This is a genomic window from Vibrio sp. 2096 (genome assembly GCF_033339595.1).
Taxonomy (GTDB): Bacteria; Pseudomonadota; Gammaproteobacteria; order Enterobacterales; family Vibrionaceae; genus Vibrio; species Vibrio alginolyticus.
The window spans coordinates 410,154-426,459 of the sequence record NZ_JAWOUX010000004.1 but is presented as its reverse complement, the minus strand read 5'-3'; the positions used below and the strand labels follow the sequence as shown (position 1 = coordinate 426,459).

Here is a 16,306-nt window from a genome sequence, read left to right as displayed (position 1 = left end):
GCTTAAAGAGTTATGGTCGGCTTAATACCTCAGTCCTACAGCATTAATTTTGTTGTAGCAAATGGTAGTACTATTTCTTCATCTTTGGGTACATTGCTTGCCATCATTAGCTTAATGATCTTCAAAAGCGAAGCATACCAATCGTTCCTAGCACACTTTAATGCTCTTCATTTTAGAAAAACCTCGATATAAAAAAGCCCGCTCAAATGAGCGGGCAATGAGGTTGTCATGTAAGCCCTGATTAATGAGCTTACTGATTTTTATCTGTTACGCGTCTAGACTCGCTTTCACTTTAGCGTGTAACTCTTGAACCGAAGTTACTGACGCTTTTGCGTCTGCAGTATGAGACATACATGTAGCGAACGCTGCATTCAGTGTCGTTGTGTAGTTCACTTTTTCTGCCAGTGCACCACGGCGTAGAACTTTCGAATCTTCAATCGCTTGACGACCAGCAGCCGTGTTTACGATGTAGGTGTATTCGTTGTTCTTGATGCGGTCAAGAATGTGTGGACGACCTTCGTGTACTTTGTTTACCAATCGTGGGTTAATACCCGCTTCGCCCAGAATTACAGCTGTACCGTGTGTCGCATCCAACTGGTAACCCAGTTTCACTAACTTAGAAGCTAGGTCAACAACACGCTCTTTATCACCTTCACGTACAGACAGTAGCGCACGACCACCTTCAGGATAAACCGCACCACAACCTAGCTCTGCTTTCGCGTAAGCTTCTGCGAACGTTGCACCCACACCCATTACTTCACCTGTTGAGCGCATTTCAGGGCCCAATAGAGGGTCAACACCAGGGAATTTGTTGAACGGCAGAACCACTTCTTTCACTGAGTAGTAAGGAGGGATAATCTCTTTAGTAAAGCCTTGTGACTCTAGAGATTGACCCGCCATTACACGTGCAGCGATTTTCGCTAGAGGAGCGCCTGTCGCTTTCGATACGAATGGTACCGTACGAGCAGCACGAGGGTTCACTTCAATTAGATAAACGTCGTTATCTTTCACAGCAAACTGCGTGTTCATCAAACCGCGCACACCGAGTTCGAATGCTAACTTCTCAACTTGCTCACGCATCTTGTCTTGAATTTCCTGACTTAGCGTGTATGCAGGCAGTGAACATGCAGAGTCACCAGAGTGAACACCCGCTTGTTCGATGTGCTCCATGATACCGCCGATAACGACGCGTTCACCGTCACAGATAGCATCAATATCAACTTCGGTTGCATCATCCAAGAAACGGTCTAGCAGAACTGGAGACTCGTTCGATACGCTTACTGCTTCGTTGAAGTAGCGACGCAGGTCTTGCTCGTCGTATACGATTTCCATCGCACGACCACCGAGTACATAAGATGGACGAACAACTAATGGGAAGCCAATTTCTTTCGATTTCTCAACCGCTTGCTCCATCGTTGTTACTGTCGCGTTTTCTGGCTGAAGTAGACCTAAACGGTCAACAGCGGCTTGGAAGCGTTCACGATCTTCCGCACGGTCGATAGCATCTGGGCTAGTACCAATGATTGGCACACCAGCCGCTTCTAGAGCACGAGCCAGTTTAAGTGGCGTTTGACCACCGTACTGAACAATCACACCTTTTGGTTTTTCAACGCGAGCGATAGACAGTACATCTTCCAGAGTTACTGGCTCGAAGTACAGACGATCAGACGTATCGTAGTCAGTAGATACCGTTTCTGGGTTACAGTTAACCATAATGGTTTCGTAACCGTCTTCACGCAGCGCAAGTGATGCATGAACACAACAGTAATCGAATTCGATACCTTGGCCGATACGGTTTGGACCGCCACCAAGAACCATGATCTTATCTTTGTCTGTTGGGTTTGCTTCACATTCTTCATCGTAAGATGAGTACATGTAAGCCGTGTCAGAAGAAAACTCTGCTGCACATGTATCCACACGTTTGTAAACCGGATGAATATCAAACTGCTCACGAGCACGGCGAATTTCACTTTCAGCGACACCAAGCAATTTAGACAAGCGAGCATCAGAGAAGCCTTTGCGTTTCATCTGACGAAGCACTTCTTTGGTCAAACCTGCGTAGCCGCCCGCCTTGACTTGTTCTTCGAGTTTTACAATTTCTTCGATTTGAACCAGGAACCAGCGGTCGATTTGAGTCAAGTTGAACACACCGTCGACTGACATACCCGCTCGGAATGCATCGGCGATGTACCAGATACGCTCTGCACCTGCTTCTTTAAGTTCGTGACGAATCTTAGTCAGTGCATCTGGCGCTTCCAGATCGACCATCTCATCAAAACCAGTTGCGCCAACTTCTAGGCCACGCAGTGCTTTGTGAAGAGATTCTTGTTGGTTACGACCAATCGCCATTACCTCACCAACCGATTTCATCTGAGTTGTCAGACGATCGTTTGCACCAGCAAATTTCTCGAAGTTAAAGCGAGGGATCTTAGTTACGACGTAGTCGATAGTTGGTTCAAATGACGCAGGTGTTGCACCACCTGTGATGTCGTTTTGTAGTTCGTCTAGCGTAAAGCCAACAGCCAGTTTCGCGGCAATTTTCGCAATTGGGAAGCCTGTTGCTTTTGATGCTAGCGCAGAAGAGCGAGATACACGCGGGTTCATCTCGATGATGACCATACGACCATCTTTCGGGTTGATACCAAACTGTACGTTTGAACCACCTGTTTCAACACCGATTTCACGCAGAACAGCTAGCGATGCATTACGCATAAGCTGGTATTCTTTGTCAGTCAGTGTTTGTGCTGGAGCAACCGTGATTGAGTCACCCGTATGGATGCCCATTGGGTCAAAGTTCTCGATTGAACATACGATGATACAGTTGTCCGCTTTGTCACGAACGACTTCCATTTCGTACTCTTTCCAACCGATGAGTGACTCATCGATAAGAAGTTCGTTGGTCGGAGATAAGTCCAGACCACGACGACAGATTTCTTCGAACTCTTCTTTGTTGTACGCGATACCACCACCAGTGCCACCCATGGTGAACGATGGACGGATGATACAAGGGAAGCCAACCATATCTAAAACTTTGTAAGCTTCTTCCATGCTCTTCGCTGTATCTGCGCGAGGACACTCAAGGCCGATAGACTTCATCGCTTTATCAAAACGAGAACGGTCTTCCGCTTTGTCGATTGCATCAGCCGTTGCACCAATCATCTCTACGCCAAACTCTGCGAGAACGCCGTGCTTCTCTAAATCTAACGCACAGTTAAGTGCTGTCTGACCACCCATAGTTGGCAGAACTGCATCAGGACGTTCTTTCTCGATGATCTTGCGTACAACTTCCCACTGAATCGGCTCGATGTAAGTCGCATCTGCCATCTCTGGGTCAGTCATAATCGTTGCTGGATTAGAGTTAACTAGGATAACTCGGTAGCCTTCTTCGCGAAGAGCTTTACACGCTTGTGCGCCAGAGTAGTCAAACTCACATGCCTGACCGATAACAATCGGACCAGCACCAAGAATTAGAATACTTTGAATGTCAGTACGTTTTGGCATTATCTACTACTCCGAATTAAGCGCTGTGTTTTTTGATTAGTTCGATAAAGTGGTCAAATAGCGGTGCCGCGTCATGTGGACCAGGGCTCGCTTCTGGGTGACCTTGGAAGCTAAATGCTGGCTTGTCTGTGCGGTGGATACCTTGCAAAGAGCCATCAAATAGCGATACGTGAGTAGCACGTAAGTTTTCCGGTAATGTTGCTTCATCTGCCGCAAAGCCGTGGTTTTGCGAGGTAATCATCACAACGTTACGCTCTAAATCTTTTACTGGGTGGTTTGCACCGTGGTGACCAAACTTCATTTTCACCGTTTGCGCACCTGATGCTAGCGCCAGAATTTGGTGACCTAGACAAATACCAAAAATTGGCAGGCCTTTTTCTAGGAACACTTTGGTTGCTTCAATCGCGTAAGTACATGGTTCTGGGTCACCAGGGCCGTTTGATAAGAATACGCCATCTGGATTTAGTGCCAGAACTTCTTCCGCTGACGTTTCTGCAGGTACAACCGTTAAGCGGCAGCCGCGGTCAACCAACATTCGTAAGATGTTGCGTTTTGCGCCAAAGTCGTAAGCGACAACGTGGTATGGCAGCTCGCTGTCATCTTTCGCCTCTGGAAGTCCACCTTCAAGCGTCCACGAACCTTGCTTCCATTGATACGCTTCTTTTGTTGTAACTTCTTTCGCAAGGTCCATTCCTTTTAAGCCTGGGAATTCTTTTGCTTTCGCTAGTGCCAAAGCTTCGTCTAGGTTGTTGCCCGCAACAATACAGCCGTTTTGAGCACCTTTTTCACGCAGGATACGAGTGAGCTTACGAGTATCGATATTAGCGATGCCAACGATATTTTGAGACTTAAGATAATCAGAGAGGGATTGTTCGTTACGGAAGTTAGAAGCGATTAGAGGAAGATCGCGAATCACAAGGCCTTGTGCATGAATGGAAGAGGATTCTTCATCTTCGGAAGTGGTTCCGGTATTGCCAATGTGAGGATAAGTGAGAGTGACGATTTGCTGAGAATAGGAAGGATCAGTGAGGATTTCTTGATACCCCGTCATCGAGGTATTAAAAACGACTTCACCAACGGAAAGACCATCTGCCCCTATGGACACTCCGCGGAACACTGTCCCATCTTCTAGGACCAACAGTGCTAATTTACCCAAGACAACCTCCAGAATAAAAATGCAAAAAAAATAAATCAAACTGCAAACATGCCTTCCTTTACCTATAAAATCTACATAAATAGGTATTTCAGACAAATTGGCGGTATTCTAAAGTTGGACTCGAAACCTGTCAACCTACAATCAAAAATAAATGATTAATTTCTAGCGAGTAAGGTCATTTTGAATCAGTAAGGCCCAAAAAGATAACTTTTACATGCTATTACATAGAGAGGCATAGAGGTTTAATGAATTTTACAAATTTGAACTTTTTAGAGATCACAAAAAAGTATGAGTTTTTCACGCAAACGTTCACTCAACAAAAAAGATATTAGTTTTTAGACATTAAAACCAAAAACACCCACAAAACAACTAAAACAACAACAAAAGTAAGCACCAAAATACTTTCTGTTAGAATCATTTCATTTACAAATAATTCTATAGATATAAAAAAGCCGGCTACCGCCGGCGAATAATTATGTATTTAGAGTTCATTCAATCCCAAAACATCTGTCATGGTATAAAAGCCCGCTGGTTTGGCACTCAACCAAACAGCGGCCTTGACGGCGCCATTAGCAAACGTCATACGATCGGTCGCTTTGTGCGTTATCTCCACTCGTTCCCCAATATCAGCAAACATGGCTGTGTGCTCACCGACAATATCGCCAGCGCGAATTGTAGCAAAGCCGATCTCATCTTTAGTACGTTCACCTGTGATACCTTCTCGCGCATAGACAGCTACATCATTCAGCTTGTTGCCCATCGCACCAGCAATGGCTTCGCCCATCCCGATAGCGGTACCAGAAGGAGCATCAACTTTATGACGATGATGTGCTTCGACAATCTCAACATCACAGTAGTCGCCCATCACTTTGGCTGCTTTCTCAAGAAGCTTAAATACTAGGTTCACACCAACAGAGTAGTTAGGAGCCATGACAACAGGCACTTGCTTAGCGGCTTCGTCAATTAGTTCACGCTCTGCATCACTGAAACCAGTCGTCCCAATCACAATACTCTTTCCATGCTTCTTACACAGTTCAAGATTCGCCAACGTACTTACTGGGGCAGTAAAATCGATGATTACATCAAAATTATCGACGTCTTTAGCAAGATCATCCGTTAAGAACACATCGAATTTGCCTTCACCACAAAGTTCACCGATATCGACACCGACAAGTGAGGACTCAGGTCGTTCTGATCCCGCGCTCACTGTCGCCTCTGGGTTAAGGTGTGAAGCTTTAACCAAATTACGGCCCATTCGGCCTGCTGCTCCTGCGATTGCAATACGAACCATTGCGCTTTCTCTCCTTCTCTGGATAACGAGGTTTGCTCTCGTTCTCTCGTTTCGCTTAATCTGTTTAAACTAACAACATACCGTGGTTACCACAAGCAAGTTCATCAGGCTTAAGCGAACTCTTTTACGACACGCTCCAAGATAGGCACGTTCGCTTCAGGAAAGGCATAGTTACCCAATTCTCTTATCTCAACCCAGCGACCTTCTTGACCTTCTCGGCCGTAAGGCTCATTACTGAACTTAGATACCGTAATAAAATCAAACTTAAGTGATTTGTCTGGATAGTCATATTCCAAATGCTCGAAAAGGGCTTGCTCAGTAACTTCAATTCCTACTTCTTCTTCAAGTTCTCTTGCTAGAGCATGTTCAATACTTTCTCCTGACTCGACTTTCCCGCCGGGAAACTCCCAAAACCCGCCTTTATGCTTGTCGTCTGGACGCTTTGTAATAAAAATTTTTGATTTGTCTTGGTTAAAAATAATAGCCGCGACTATGTGAATTCTTTTCATAGGGGTTCCTAACTCTCAAGCCGTTACACTTCAACGGTCTTTGCATCTCTAAAACTATCCGATGCTATCAAAACTTATGAAATTCGACAGCCACAGAATTTGCTTAAAAAAAGAGCCGCCTAGGCGACTCTTTAAAAAATTATCTGACTAATACGTTAGTCGATCTTGCCGTGGCACTGTTTATACTTCTTACCACTACCACAAGGGCAAGGCTCATTGCGACCTACTTTACGTTCATCACGTACCATTGGCTGACTTGAACCTTCTTCAGATTCTTCACCTTCAGAAAGAGGGTTTTGTGCTGCTGCGTGTTGCGCTTGAGCACGACGAGCGGCCTCTTCAGCTTGCGCACGACGTTGCTCTTCCATACGTTCAACTTCTTCTTGTTGCTGAACTCGAACGCGAGATAGAACAGTAATCACATCGGTTTTCAGCGCTTCTAGTAGACCTTCAAACAGTTCAAACGATTCACGCTTGTATTCCTGTTTCGGGTTCTTCTGCGCATAGCCGCGTAAGTGAATACCCTGACGCAAGTGATCCATTGCTGCCAAGTGCTCTTTCCAAAGCGTATCCAACGTTTGAAGCATAACCGATTTCTCGAAGTTACGAAGTACTTGCGCACCCACCACTTCCTCTTTCTCTTTGTACACTTCAACGGCTAGATTGATGATCTTCTCGCGTAGCGCCTCTTCGTAAAGCTTATCGTCTTCTTCAAGCCATTGCTTCACTGGCGCATCAAGATCGAAGTCTGCTTTCAAGCGCTCTTGCAGACCTTCAACGTCCCACATATCTTCTAGTGATTGTGGCGGGATGTACTCATCAATAACCGCTGTTAGCACATCTTCACGGTTTTGCTCGATCATACCGCTGATGTCTTCAACGTTCATCAATTCGTCGCGCAGCTCGTAGACAACCTTACGCTGATCGTTCGCCACATCATCGTATTCTAGTAGCTGCTTACGGATATCAAAGTTACGACCTTCCACTTTACGCTGTGCTTTTTCAATTGAGCGAGAAAGCATTTTCGATTCAATTGCTTCACCTTCTTCCATACCACTTTGGATAAGGCTCGCCATACGATCAGAAGTGAAAATACGTAACAAAGAGTCTTCCATAGATAGGTAGAAGCGAGATGAACCCGCATCTCCTTGACGACCAGAACGACCACGTAGCTGGTTATCAATACGGCGAGATTCGTGGCGCTCAGTACCAATGATGTGTAGACCACCAGCATCTAGTACTTGATCATGTACCACTTTCCACTCTGCTTTAATCGCATCGATTTGTTCTTGAGTTGGGTTCTCCAAAGCTTCCACTTTTGATTGCCAACTACCGCCAAGCACAATGTCCGTACCACGACCGGCCATGTTGGTCGCGATAGTTACCGCACCAGGCATACCCGCTTCAGCAACAATTTCCGCTTCCTTTTCATGGAATTTCGCATTCAATACGTTGTGTTTGATCTTCGCTTTCTTCAATGCGTTAGAAAGAAGTTCTGATTTTTCAATCGATACTGTACCAACCAATGTTGGCTGACCTTTCGCAACGCGCTCTTTGATATCTTCAATGATTGCAGCAAACTTCTCAGCTTCGGTACGGTACACCACATCCGGCATATCGTTACGAATCATTGGTTTGTTGGTTGGGATAACCACCGTTTCCAAGCCATAAATAGATTGGAACTCAAACGCTTCAGTATCCGCAGTACCTGTCATACCAGACAGTTTTTCGTATAAGCGGAAGTAGTTCTGGAAGGTAATCGAAGCCAAAGTTTGGTTTTCGTTTTGAATCTTAACGCCTTCTTTCGCTTCTACTGCTTGGTGAAGACCTTCAGACCAACGACGACCTGGCATTGTACGACCAGTATGTTCATCAACAATTACTACTTCACCTTCGTCTGTAACGATGTAATCAACGTTGCGCTCAAACAACACATGAGCACGCAAAGCGGCATTCACGTGATGTAACATGCTGATGTTAGTCGGAGAGTAAAGTGTGTCACCCTCTTCCATAAGACCATTTTTCACCAATAGTTCTTCAACGTACTCTTGGCCCGTTTCTGTGAGGTATACTTGCTTTGATTTCTCATCAACAGTGTAGTGACCATCACCACGATATTCTTCAGAGTCTTCTTTGTCTTGCTTTTTAAGATGCGGGATCAAAAGGTTGATTCGGGTGTATAGCTCAGAGCTATCTTCAGCAGGACCAGAAATGATTAAAGGGGTACGAGCTTCATCAATTAGGATTGAGTCCACCTCATCGACAACTGCAAAGAAGCGTTCACGTTGTACGCGATCTTCGCTACGGAAAGCCATATTGTCACGAAGGTAGTCAAAACCAAATTCATTGTTCGTTCCGTACAAGATGTCAGCTTGGTACGCTTCTTTTTTCTCTTGAGGGGGCATGTTTGGCACGTTTACGCCAACAGTCATACCTAAAAATTCAAATAGAGGGCGGTTTGTCTCTGCATCACGTTTAGCTAGATAATCGTTCACTGTTACAATGTGAACGCCTTTACCAGCCAGGGCATTTAGGTAAGCAGGAAGCGTTGCCGTCAGCGTTTTACCTTCACCCGTACGCATTTCAGCGATTTGACCCGCATTTAGAACCATACCACCGATAAGCTGGACGTCGAAGTGGCGCATACCGTAGACACGCTTAGATGCTTCACGAACCGTAGCAAAAGCTTCTGGAAGTAGTTTATCAAGAGTTTCACCCTTCTCTAGGCGCTCACGGAATTCAACCGTCTTTGCTTTTAACTCTTCGTCACTTAGAGCTTCGAATGTTGGCTCAAAGTTATTAATTTCTTTTACAATTTTTCTAAGGCGGCGCAGTGTTCGGTCGTTGCGACTGCCAATCACTTTTGTCAGTAGCTTAGTTATCATTTTTCGTGAATCTCTCTTTATTCAGACCGTTCCCGATCTACTCATAATGCCTTCAGTCTCTGCCAGTTTGGAACTAAGAATACTGAGATAAATCATTTATCAAAGATATTGAGTTCAAACATCCATATTTCAAGGCTAAGTTTTGAAACAATGTGGCTTAGTGTAAGGATTTTTAATCGATACAACCATAAATAGACGTATTTGTTTGAAGCACTCTGAAGTTTTTACTTAAAGTGGTGACTGATTAGCCGATATTGCATACCGCAATATGTGTAATCCATCCAGAGCAAACTTTGCTTTTTACCTTGCTACATTGTAAAACTGAAGCTAAAGACGTTAATGTAAACTATACCTTGATAGAAAGCTGCTCTAGAATAGCTATATCTCAACAAAATTAGATTTTACCTATGCGTGATCACCGTCCAACCTCGACTGAAGATGTTATTGCTGAGTCACAGTTCAAGCAGATTCAAGAACATGCTGGAGAAATCTTACAGCTTAACCAAGCTTTGCAAGAGGTCTTACCCACGGGGACGGCCGATCATTGCCGAGTAGCGAATGTTCGTAACGGCCATCTATTGATCGATGTCTCTAGTGCCGCGATCAAAATGAAGATCGATTACGATCGCCTCATGATCCTAAATAAACTTCGTACTCAAGGCTTTGCCAAGCTGATGAGCGTTGAAGTGAGGATCAATCCTTCACTATATCGAAACCGCTTTCAACAAGACGACAGACCTAAGCGTCCACCACTAACCGAATCTGCAGCAAAGTCATTAATGACGATTGCCGACATGGCGCCACCGAAAATTCAAGAGCGTTTAAAACGATTAGCCGATATGGCAGAAAAGGAAGATCGTAAGTGAACGTTATTTCAATATGCTGAAAGCTTGAATGTTATTGATAAATCCAGGATTAAAGCCAAATAGCAAAAAACCAGGCATAAGCCTGGTTTTTTATTAATTCTAATGCCAAGTATTTACGCAAGCACCATATTTGGTTCTGCGAATGCTACTGGTGAGCCGACTTCTTCTTCGAATGTAGTCCACTCCCACGCTTCCTGATCTGCAAGAACAGCACGTAACAGTTGGTTATTTAAACCGTGGCCAGATTTAAAGGCACGGAATTCACCAATGATTGGGTGGCCACACATGTAAAGGTCACCAATCGCATCCAACACTTTGTGAGTCACAAACTCATTTTCAAAGCGTAGACCTTCTTCATTAAGAATACGGTAATCATCCAAAACGATAGCATTGTCAAAACTACCACCCAAAACTAGGTTTTGAGATTGTAGATATTCGATATCACGCATAAAGCCAAACGTACGTGCTCGAGAAATCTCACGAACAAAGCCTTTTGACGAGAAATCAAACAGCAAACGTTGCTCGTCTGATTCAATCGCTGGGTGATTAAACTCAATTTCGAAGTCCATACGGAAGCCGTTAAATGGTACAAATTCTGCCCATTTATCACCATCTTCAAAACGAACTGGCTTTTTGATGCGGATGAAGCGTTTTGGCGCATTTTGCGTTTCGATACCTGCTTGTTGTAGCAAGTATACAAATGGGCTTGCACTACCATCCATGATCGGAATTTCAGGTGCGTCTACTTCGACAACAATGTTATCGATGCCCATACCAGCAAGTGCCGCATTCAAGTGCTCAACAGTTGAAATACGCACACCTTCATCGTTTACCAATGCAGTACAAAGCATGGTGTCACGAACCGAAGCTGGATCAGCTGGAAAATCTACAGGTGGATTTACATCTGTACGACGGTAAATGATACCTGTATTTGCAGCAGCCGGGCGCAGAGTAAGTGTGACTTTACGACCAGAGTGGAGACCCACACCAGTTGTTTTCACTATTTCTTTCAGAGTACGTTGTCTGATCATCTGCTTGCCTCTCAAAAATTTGCTACAAAACACGGCCGTCTGTAACGTCGACCGTGAATGCTACCATAATTTTGAGCCATGTCAAATTTATGGGTTAAAGATTAATCAGCCTGACGACGCAAAAATGCCGGTATATCTAAATAACCACTTTCCTTTTCTTGCTTTGGAGCCGCAGAACTTTGGCTCGACGAAGCTGGAGAAGAAGGAGCAGTGTTTGTCGGCTGAGGAGTTACCTGTGGCTTCTCTTGCACTTGATTATTTTGCAAGGTCTGTGCCGGTTTTTCTTCAGCTTGCGTTGCCGCTGCTTGTTGCAGTGGTTGAGCTTGCGGCGTCGGTGCCACTTTAGCTTTACCACCCGCAACTAGCGTGATATCTGGCTTTTTCTCATTACCAATACCTGTCGCTACAACTGTTACGCGGATTTCGTCAGTCATATCAGGGTCTAGAGAAGTACCGATAACAACAGTCGCATTGTCAGAAGCGAATGCCTTCACTGTATTACCAACCGTCTCAAACTCGTCAAGACGCATATCCAGACCAGCAGTAATATTGACAAGAACACCACGAGCGCCCGCTAGATCGATGTCTTCCAGAAGTGGGCTAGAAATTGCCATTTCAGCCGCTTCTTCAGCACGGTCTTCACCTTTGGCGATGCCGCTACCCATCATTGCGTGACCCATTTCAGACATTACAGTTCTTACGTCCGCAAAGTCGACGTTGATCATGCCAGGGCGAGTAATTAGCTCAGCAATACCTTGAACGGCATTCTTAAGAACATCGTTAGCGCTTGCAAAAGCTTCTAGTAGTGTTACACCACGACCAAGTACTTTAAGTAGCTTTTCGTTTGGAATCGTGATCAAAGAGTCAACATGCTTAGACAGCTCATCGATACCTTGCTCAGCAAATGCCAAACGCTTTTTACCTTCAAAACTAAACGGTTTAGTTACTACCGCTACTGTTAGAATGCCAAGCTCTTTAGCCACTTCAGCAATAACAGGCGCTGCACCAGTACCGGTACCGCCACCCATACCAGCTGCGATAAACACCATATCGGCGCCAGTCAGGGAATCTTTAATTCGATCTCTGTCTTCGAGAGCTGCGTCACGGCCAACCTGTGGATTAGCACCTGCACCCAGACCTTTAGTGATATCACCACCGATCTGAATAACATTGCCAACGCTTGTCTTACGAAGTGCTTGCGCATCAGTGTTGACGCTGATGAATTCCACACCTTCGATGGATTCACGCACCATGTGTTCAACGGCGTTACCACCGCCGCCACCAACCCCAACGACCTTGATTACTGCATCGTCAGACATTTCCATCATCGGTTCAAACATGTGTTGTCTCCGTTTATCCTGCAACTCAGGTTAAAACTCTTTTTGTATCCAGTTACGCAATTTATCGAAAAAGCCAGTTACAGATGAGCGTTTAGGTTCATTATAATCGCTATCGTCGCTAGACTGCATGTCTCTTGCGTAATGAAGTAATCCAACTGCCGTAGAATGGTACGGCTCTTTTACATAGTCAGTTAATCCGCTGACTTCGAGCGGTTTGCCGACCCTTACTTGATTGCGGAATACGCGTTCCGCACATTCTACCACTCCGTCCATTTGCGCAGCACCGCCGGTGAGTACAACTCCCGCAGCCAGATGGTGCTTGATACCCTCTTCGCGCAATTTTGCTTGTACAGAGTCGATAGTTTGGTTAACCAGTCCCATAAGCTCAGAGTAGCGTGGCTCAATCACTTCTGACAACGTTTGACGTTGCAGGCTACGTGATGGTCGTCCACCTACGCTTGGTACATTAACCGTGTCATCCTTACTGACCAGTTCACTCAAAGCACAGCCATATTTGACTTTTATTTCTTCAGCATCGCTCACTGGCGTGCCAAAAGCAAAAGCAATATCACTGGTTACAGCATTTCCTGCGTACGAAAATACTTCTGTGTGACGTAACGCACCGCCAGTCCAGATGGCCACATCCATCGTGCCGGCGCCAATATCAACCACACAAACTCCAAGCTCTCTTTCATCCTCGGTGATTACTGCATTACTAGCAGCAAGCCCAGAAAATACGAGTTGTTCTACTTTAAGGCCGCAGCGTTCTACCGCCTTAATAATGTTGCGTGCCATGTCATTATGGCATGAGATAAGGTGGACACTCACTTCCATTCTTACCCCAGATAAACCAAGCGGATTTTTGATTCCTTCTTGGTAATCAATGGTGAACTCTTGCGGGATCACATGAAGAATTCGCTGTTCATCACCGATTTTAATCGATTTTGCGGTATGGATAGCGCGATCCATGTCTTCTTGAGACACCTCTTCATCAGAAATCGTGCCCATACCTTTTTCAATTCGGCTTGCGATATGCTTACCAGACAACGAAATGAAGACTCGGCTGATCTGGCACTCTGCCATTAATTCAGCTTGATCAATTGCACGTTGTACTGATTTTACAACCGACTCCAAATCATTCACGCCACCTTTATCCATGCCGCGTGAGGGGCTACTACCTGCGCCAATAATATTAATTTGACCGTCTGGTAAAACCTCACCCACTAGAGCCGATACGGTTGCAGTGCCTATATCAAGACCAACAATAATGTTGTCATCAGCGGCCTTAGTCATCTGTACTCTCTTCTAACTCTTGTTCAGGAAACCAACCAACTGCGGCTCCTGTATCGTACCTAAGATCGATATAACTGATTCTTTGCGTGTCACTGCCAAGCTTGTTATAGAGCTTAAAAAAGCGCTCTATACGCTCAAGAAGAGACTCTTTACCGAGCTCTAATCGAATACCGTTATCAAGGATGATTTGCCAAGCTCGTCGCTCGTTTAATACCAGAGACGATATCGCTAAACCCAATTGCTGAAACTTAGGACTCAAATCACGGTAAGTCTGTAAGACTTCCGGTCCGCTATCTTTGGGTCCGTACAGCTTCACTTTTTCTTCTTGCAACAGAGCAACATCTCCATCAAAAACGAACCCGTTTTTATCTAACAGTTCGTTGCCATTCCAAATGGCTTCTGGTTGATGCTCCGTCAAAAAAACTTTTACTGTATCCGGCCACTGCTTTCGGATTGCGGCATGCGCTACCCATGGCAGAGCTTCGACACTTTGCTGTAATACATCAATATCCTGAGACATAAATGTACCGATGTGATCAATTCGACTAAATGCAGCCTGCACATCGTCAGCTTGGACATACTCCAGTTTCCCCTGAAGTACTATTTTGGAGAGAGGTAACCTTTGGTCATCCCACATCCAACTGATCGCCGCGTACAAAACAGAACTAATTAAAGTCACAACCACAACGAAAAATAACGCACCCAAGATTTTTTCTTGGCGACCACGGTTGTTACCCGTGTTTGGTCGCTCGTCATTCAGTGCAATATTCAACAACGTCTTCGTTTCCTGACTTTTGTCGTGTACTTTTTACCCATATAATTACGCAGAGGTAAAAGTCTTGACTTTAACCTTGGGATTATACTGAGCTCTTGTAAACTATCAAACACTGATAGCAATAAATCACAATGATATTGACGCAAAATCGAGATCTGAGTCTTTATCTGTCCTTCGCGTCAACAATATGTGTCAGCCAAGCATCTTGTTTATATTCAATTTAAGACCTGCCAGCTGTTTCGCCACTTTACCAATATCACCCGCACCTTGCGTTAAGATTAGGTCGCCGTCTTGTATAACGTTAGCTAAAACTGAAGGTAATTGCTCGATTTCTGGAACAAAAATCGGATCTACCTTGCCTCGGCTGCGAATTGTGCGACATAAAGCGCGCCCATCAGCCCCTGCAATCGGCTTTTCACCCGCTGCGTAAACATCCAGCATGATCAATACATCTACCTGTTCAAGCACATTCGCGAAATCATCGTATAAATCACGAGTACGGCTATAACGGTGCGGTTGGAAAATCATCACCAAACGCTTGTCTTGCCAACCACTGCGTGCTGCATTAATGGTTACATCCACTTCTGTGGGATGATGGCCGTAATCATCAACAAGCATTGCATGGCCGTTGCCAGTATCAAACTCGCCAAGGTGATCAAAACGTCTTCCCGTACCTTGCGTACCAGCCATTGCCTTTAGGATCGCATCGTCTTCAATGTCATCTTCAGTAGCAACCGCAATCGCAGCAGACGCATTCAATGCATTGTGACGACCTGGAATATTCAGCGTGATATCTAAGTTAGCTCGCCCTTTACGTACTACCGTAAATTTGCCTTGCTGCCCCTCTTGACGATAATCTTCAATACGTACGTCGGCATCTTCAGAAAAACCGTAAGTTATCACTTGACGACTAATACGTGGGATTAACTCTCGAACCACAGGATCGTCAATGCAAACAATTGCTTGGCCGTAAAACGGTAGATTATGAAGGAAATCGATGAAGGTTTGCTTTAAGGTTTCAAAGTCACCACCATAGGTATCCATATGATCGGCTTCGATATTGGTAACAATGCTCACCATTGGTTGCAAGTGCAGGAATGACGCGTCACTTTCATCTGCCTCTGCAATTAGAATACGACTCGAGCCTAGACGCGCATTTGTACCTGCGCTTTTCACCAAACCGCCATTCACAAACGTTGGATCAAGACCGGCTTCAGAATAGATTTGAGTAACAAGAGCGGTCGTCGTGGTTTTACCGTGTGTACCCGCAACGGCAATACCGTGACGGAATCGCATCAATTCAGCCAACATCTCTGCGCGGCGTACAATAGGGATGCGTAATTCACGTGCCGCCATCACTTCTGGGTTTTCTTCGTTGATCGCCGTTGACACAACAACCACACTGGCTTTTTCTACATTACTGGCTTGATGACCAATAAATACCGTCGTACCTTTTGATACCAAACGCTCTGTCACAGCGTTCTCTGATAGATCAGAACCTGTGATTTGGTAGCCTTCGTTCAACAGCACTTCTGCAATGCCGCTCATGCCCGCACCACCAATACCGATGAAGTGGATGGATTTCACGCGGCGCATCTCTGGCACCATTGCGCGAATCTGAGCTAAGTCTTGTGTATGTTGGATTGTCATCAATTCTAT

General features: G+C 45.1%; 11 protein-coding genes. 1 reads left to right on the top strand and 10 read right to left on the bottom strand.

Translation table 11 applies throughout. The features are described from left to right. Window positions 1-267 precede the first annotated feature (267 nt). The 5 genes from carB to secA form a co-directional block, all read right to left on the bottom strand. Window positions 268-3,501, bottom strand: coding sequence for a carbamoyl-phosphate synthase large subunit (gene carB / locus R7Q41_RS10745; protein WP_005381854.1), 3,234 nt, complete (start codon window positions 3,499-3,501; stop codon window positions 268-270). Between the two features lie 16 nt (window positions 3,502-3,517). Continuing rightward, entirely contained in the window at window positions 3,518-4,657 is a 1,140-nt protein-coding gene (gene carA / locus R7Q41_RS10740) for a glutamine-hydrolyzing carbamoyl-phosphate synthase small subunit (protein WP_017633620.1), read from the bottom strand. Window positions 4,658-5,138: 481 nt separating this feature from the next. Next, window positions 5,139-5,948, bottom strand: coding sequence for a 4-hydroxy-tetrahydrodipicolinate reductase (gene dapB / locus R7Q41_RS10735; protein ID WP_005381860.1), 810 nt, complete (start codon window positions 5,946-5,948; stop codon window positions 5,139-5,141). A 110-nt stretch (window positions 5,949-6,058) separates the two neighbouring features. Beyond that, the gene (gene mutT / locus R7Q41_RS10730; RefSeq protein ID WP_005387387.1) at window positions 6,059-6,457 is read right to left on the bottom strand and encodes an 8-oxo-dGTP diphosphatase MutT; all 399 of its coding nucleotides are present in this window, start codon (window positions 6,455-6,457) and stop codon (window positions 6,059-6,061) included. A 155-nt stretch (window positions 6,458-6,612) separates the two neighbouring features. After that, complete coding sequence (gene secA, locus R7Q41_RS10725) at window positions 6,613-9,342, bottom strand: preprotein translocase subunit SecA (RefSeq protein WP_005381868.1); 2,730 nt, start codon at window positions 9,340-9,342, stop codon at window positions 6,613-6,615. Between the two features lie 407 nt (window positions 9,343-9,749). On the opposite strand from secA, the gene R7Q41_RS10720 reads away from it, so the two are divergent. Next, a complete protein-coding gene (locus R7Q41_RS10720; RefSeq protein WP_033906094.1) occupies window positions 9,750-10,208 on the top strand; it encodes a DUF721 domain-containing protein in 459 nt (152 codons plus the stop codon). 113 nt (window positions 10,209-10,321) lie between these two features. Here the strand turns inward: R7Q41_RS10720 and lpxC are convergent, their stop codons facing one another. The 5 genes from lpxC to murC form a co-directional block, all read right to left on the bottom strand. Next, on the bottom strand, window positions 10,322-11,239 hold the full coding sequence (lpxC, locus tag R7Q41_RS10715; protein ID WP_005381871.1) for a UDP-3-O-acyl-N-acetylglucosamine deacetylase: 918 nt from the start codon (window positions 11,237-11,239) through the stop codon (window positions 10,322-10,324). Between the two features lie 101 nt (window positions 11,240-11,340). Beyond that, window positions 11,341-12,579 carry a cell division protein FtsZ gene (gene ftsZ, locus R7Q41_RS10710; RefSeq protein ID WP_318108311.1) on the bottom strand — a complete coding sequence of 413 codons (1,239 nt, stop codon included), beginning with the start codon at window positions 12,577-12,579 and terminating at the stop codon, window positions 11,341-11,343. A 30-nt stretch (window positions 12,580-12,609) separates the two neighbouring features. Beyond that, window positions 12,610-13,872: a cell division protein FtsA gene (ftsA, locus tag R7Q41_RS10705; protein WP_005372946.1), complete on the bottom strand. Its 1,263-nt coding sequence runs from the start codon at window positions 13,870-13,872 to the stop codon at window positions 12,610-12,612. Continuing rightward, a complete protein-coding gene (locus R7Q41_RS10700) occupies window positions 13,865-14,647 on the bottom strand; it encodes a cell division protein FtsQ/DivIB (protein ID WP_005387393.1) in 783 nt (260 codons plus the stop codon). Before R7Q41_RS10700 ends, ftsA begins: the two co-directional genes overlap by 8 nt. Before the next feature lie 192 nt (window positions 14,648-14,839). Next, on the bottom strand, window positions 14,840-16,297 hold the full coding sequence (gene murC / locus R7Q41_RS10695) for a UDP-N-acetylmuramate--L-alanine ligase (protein WP_318108313.1): 1,458 nt from the start codon (window positions 16,295-16,297) through the stop codon (window positions 14,840-14,842). Window positions 16,298-16,306 lie beyond the last annotated feature (9 nt).

Excerpts from the sequence above, each read along its gene's own strand:
- murC (WP_318108313.1), bottom strand. The coding sequence starts at position 16,297 with ATGACAATCCAACATACACAAGACTTAGCTCAGATTCGCGCAATGGTG.
- dapB (WP_005381860.1), bottom strand. The coding sequence starts at position 5,948 with ATGGTTCGTATTGCAATCGCAGGAGCAGCAGGCCGAATGGGCCGTAAT.
- lpxC (WP_005381871.1), bottom strand. The coding sequence starts at position 11,239 with ATGATCAGACAACGTACTCTGAAAGAAATAGTGAAAACAACTGGTGTG.
- mutT (WP_005387387.1), bottom strand. The coding sequence starts at position 6,457 with ATGAAAAGAATTCACATAGTCGCGGCTATTATTTTTAACCAAGACAAA.
- secA (WP_005381868.1), bottom strand. The coding sequence starts at position 9,342 with ATGATAACTAAGCTACTGACAAAAGTGATTGGCAGTCGCAACGACCGA.
- ftsZ (WP_318108311.1), bottom strand. The coding sequence starts at position 12,579 with ATGTTTGAACCGATGATGGAAATGTCTGACGATGCAGTAATCAAGGTC.
- carB (WP_005381854.1), bottom strand. The coding sequence starts at position 3,501 with ATGCCAAAACGTACTGACATTCAAAGTATTCTAATTCTTGGTGCTGGT.
- ftsA (WP_005372946.1), bottom strand. The coding sequence starts at position 13,872 with ATGACTAAGGCCGCTGATGACAACATTATTGTTGGTCTTGATATAGGC.
- R7Q41_RS10720 (WP_033906094.1), top strand. The coding sequence starts at position 9,750 with ATGCGTGATCACCGTCCAACCTCGACTGAAGATGTTATTGCTGAGTCA.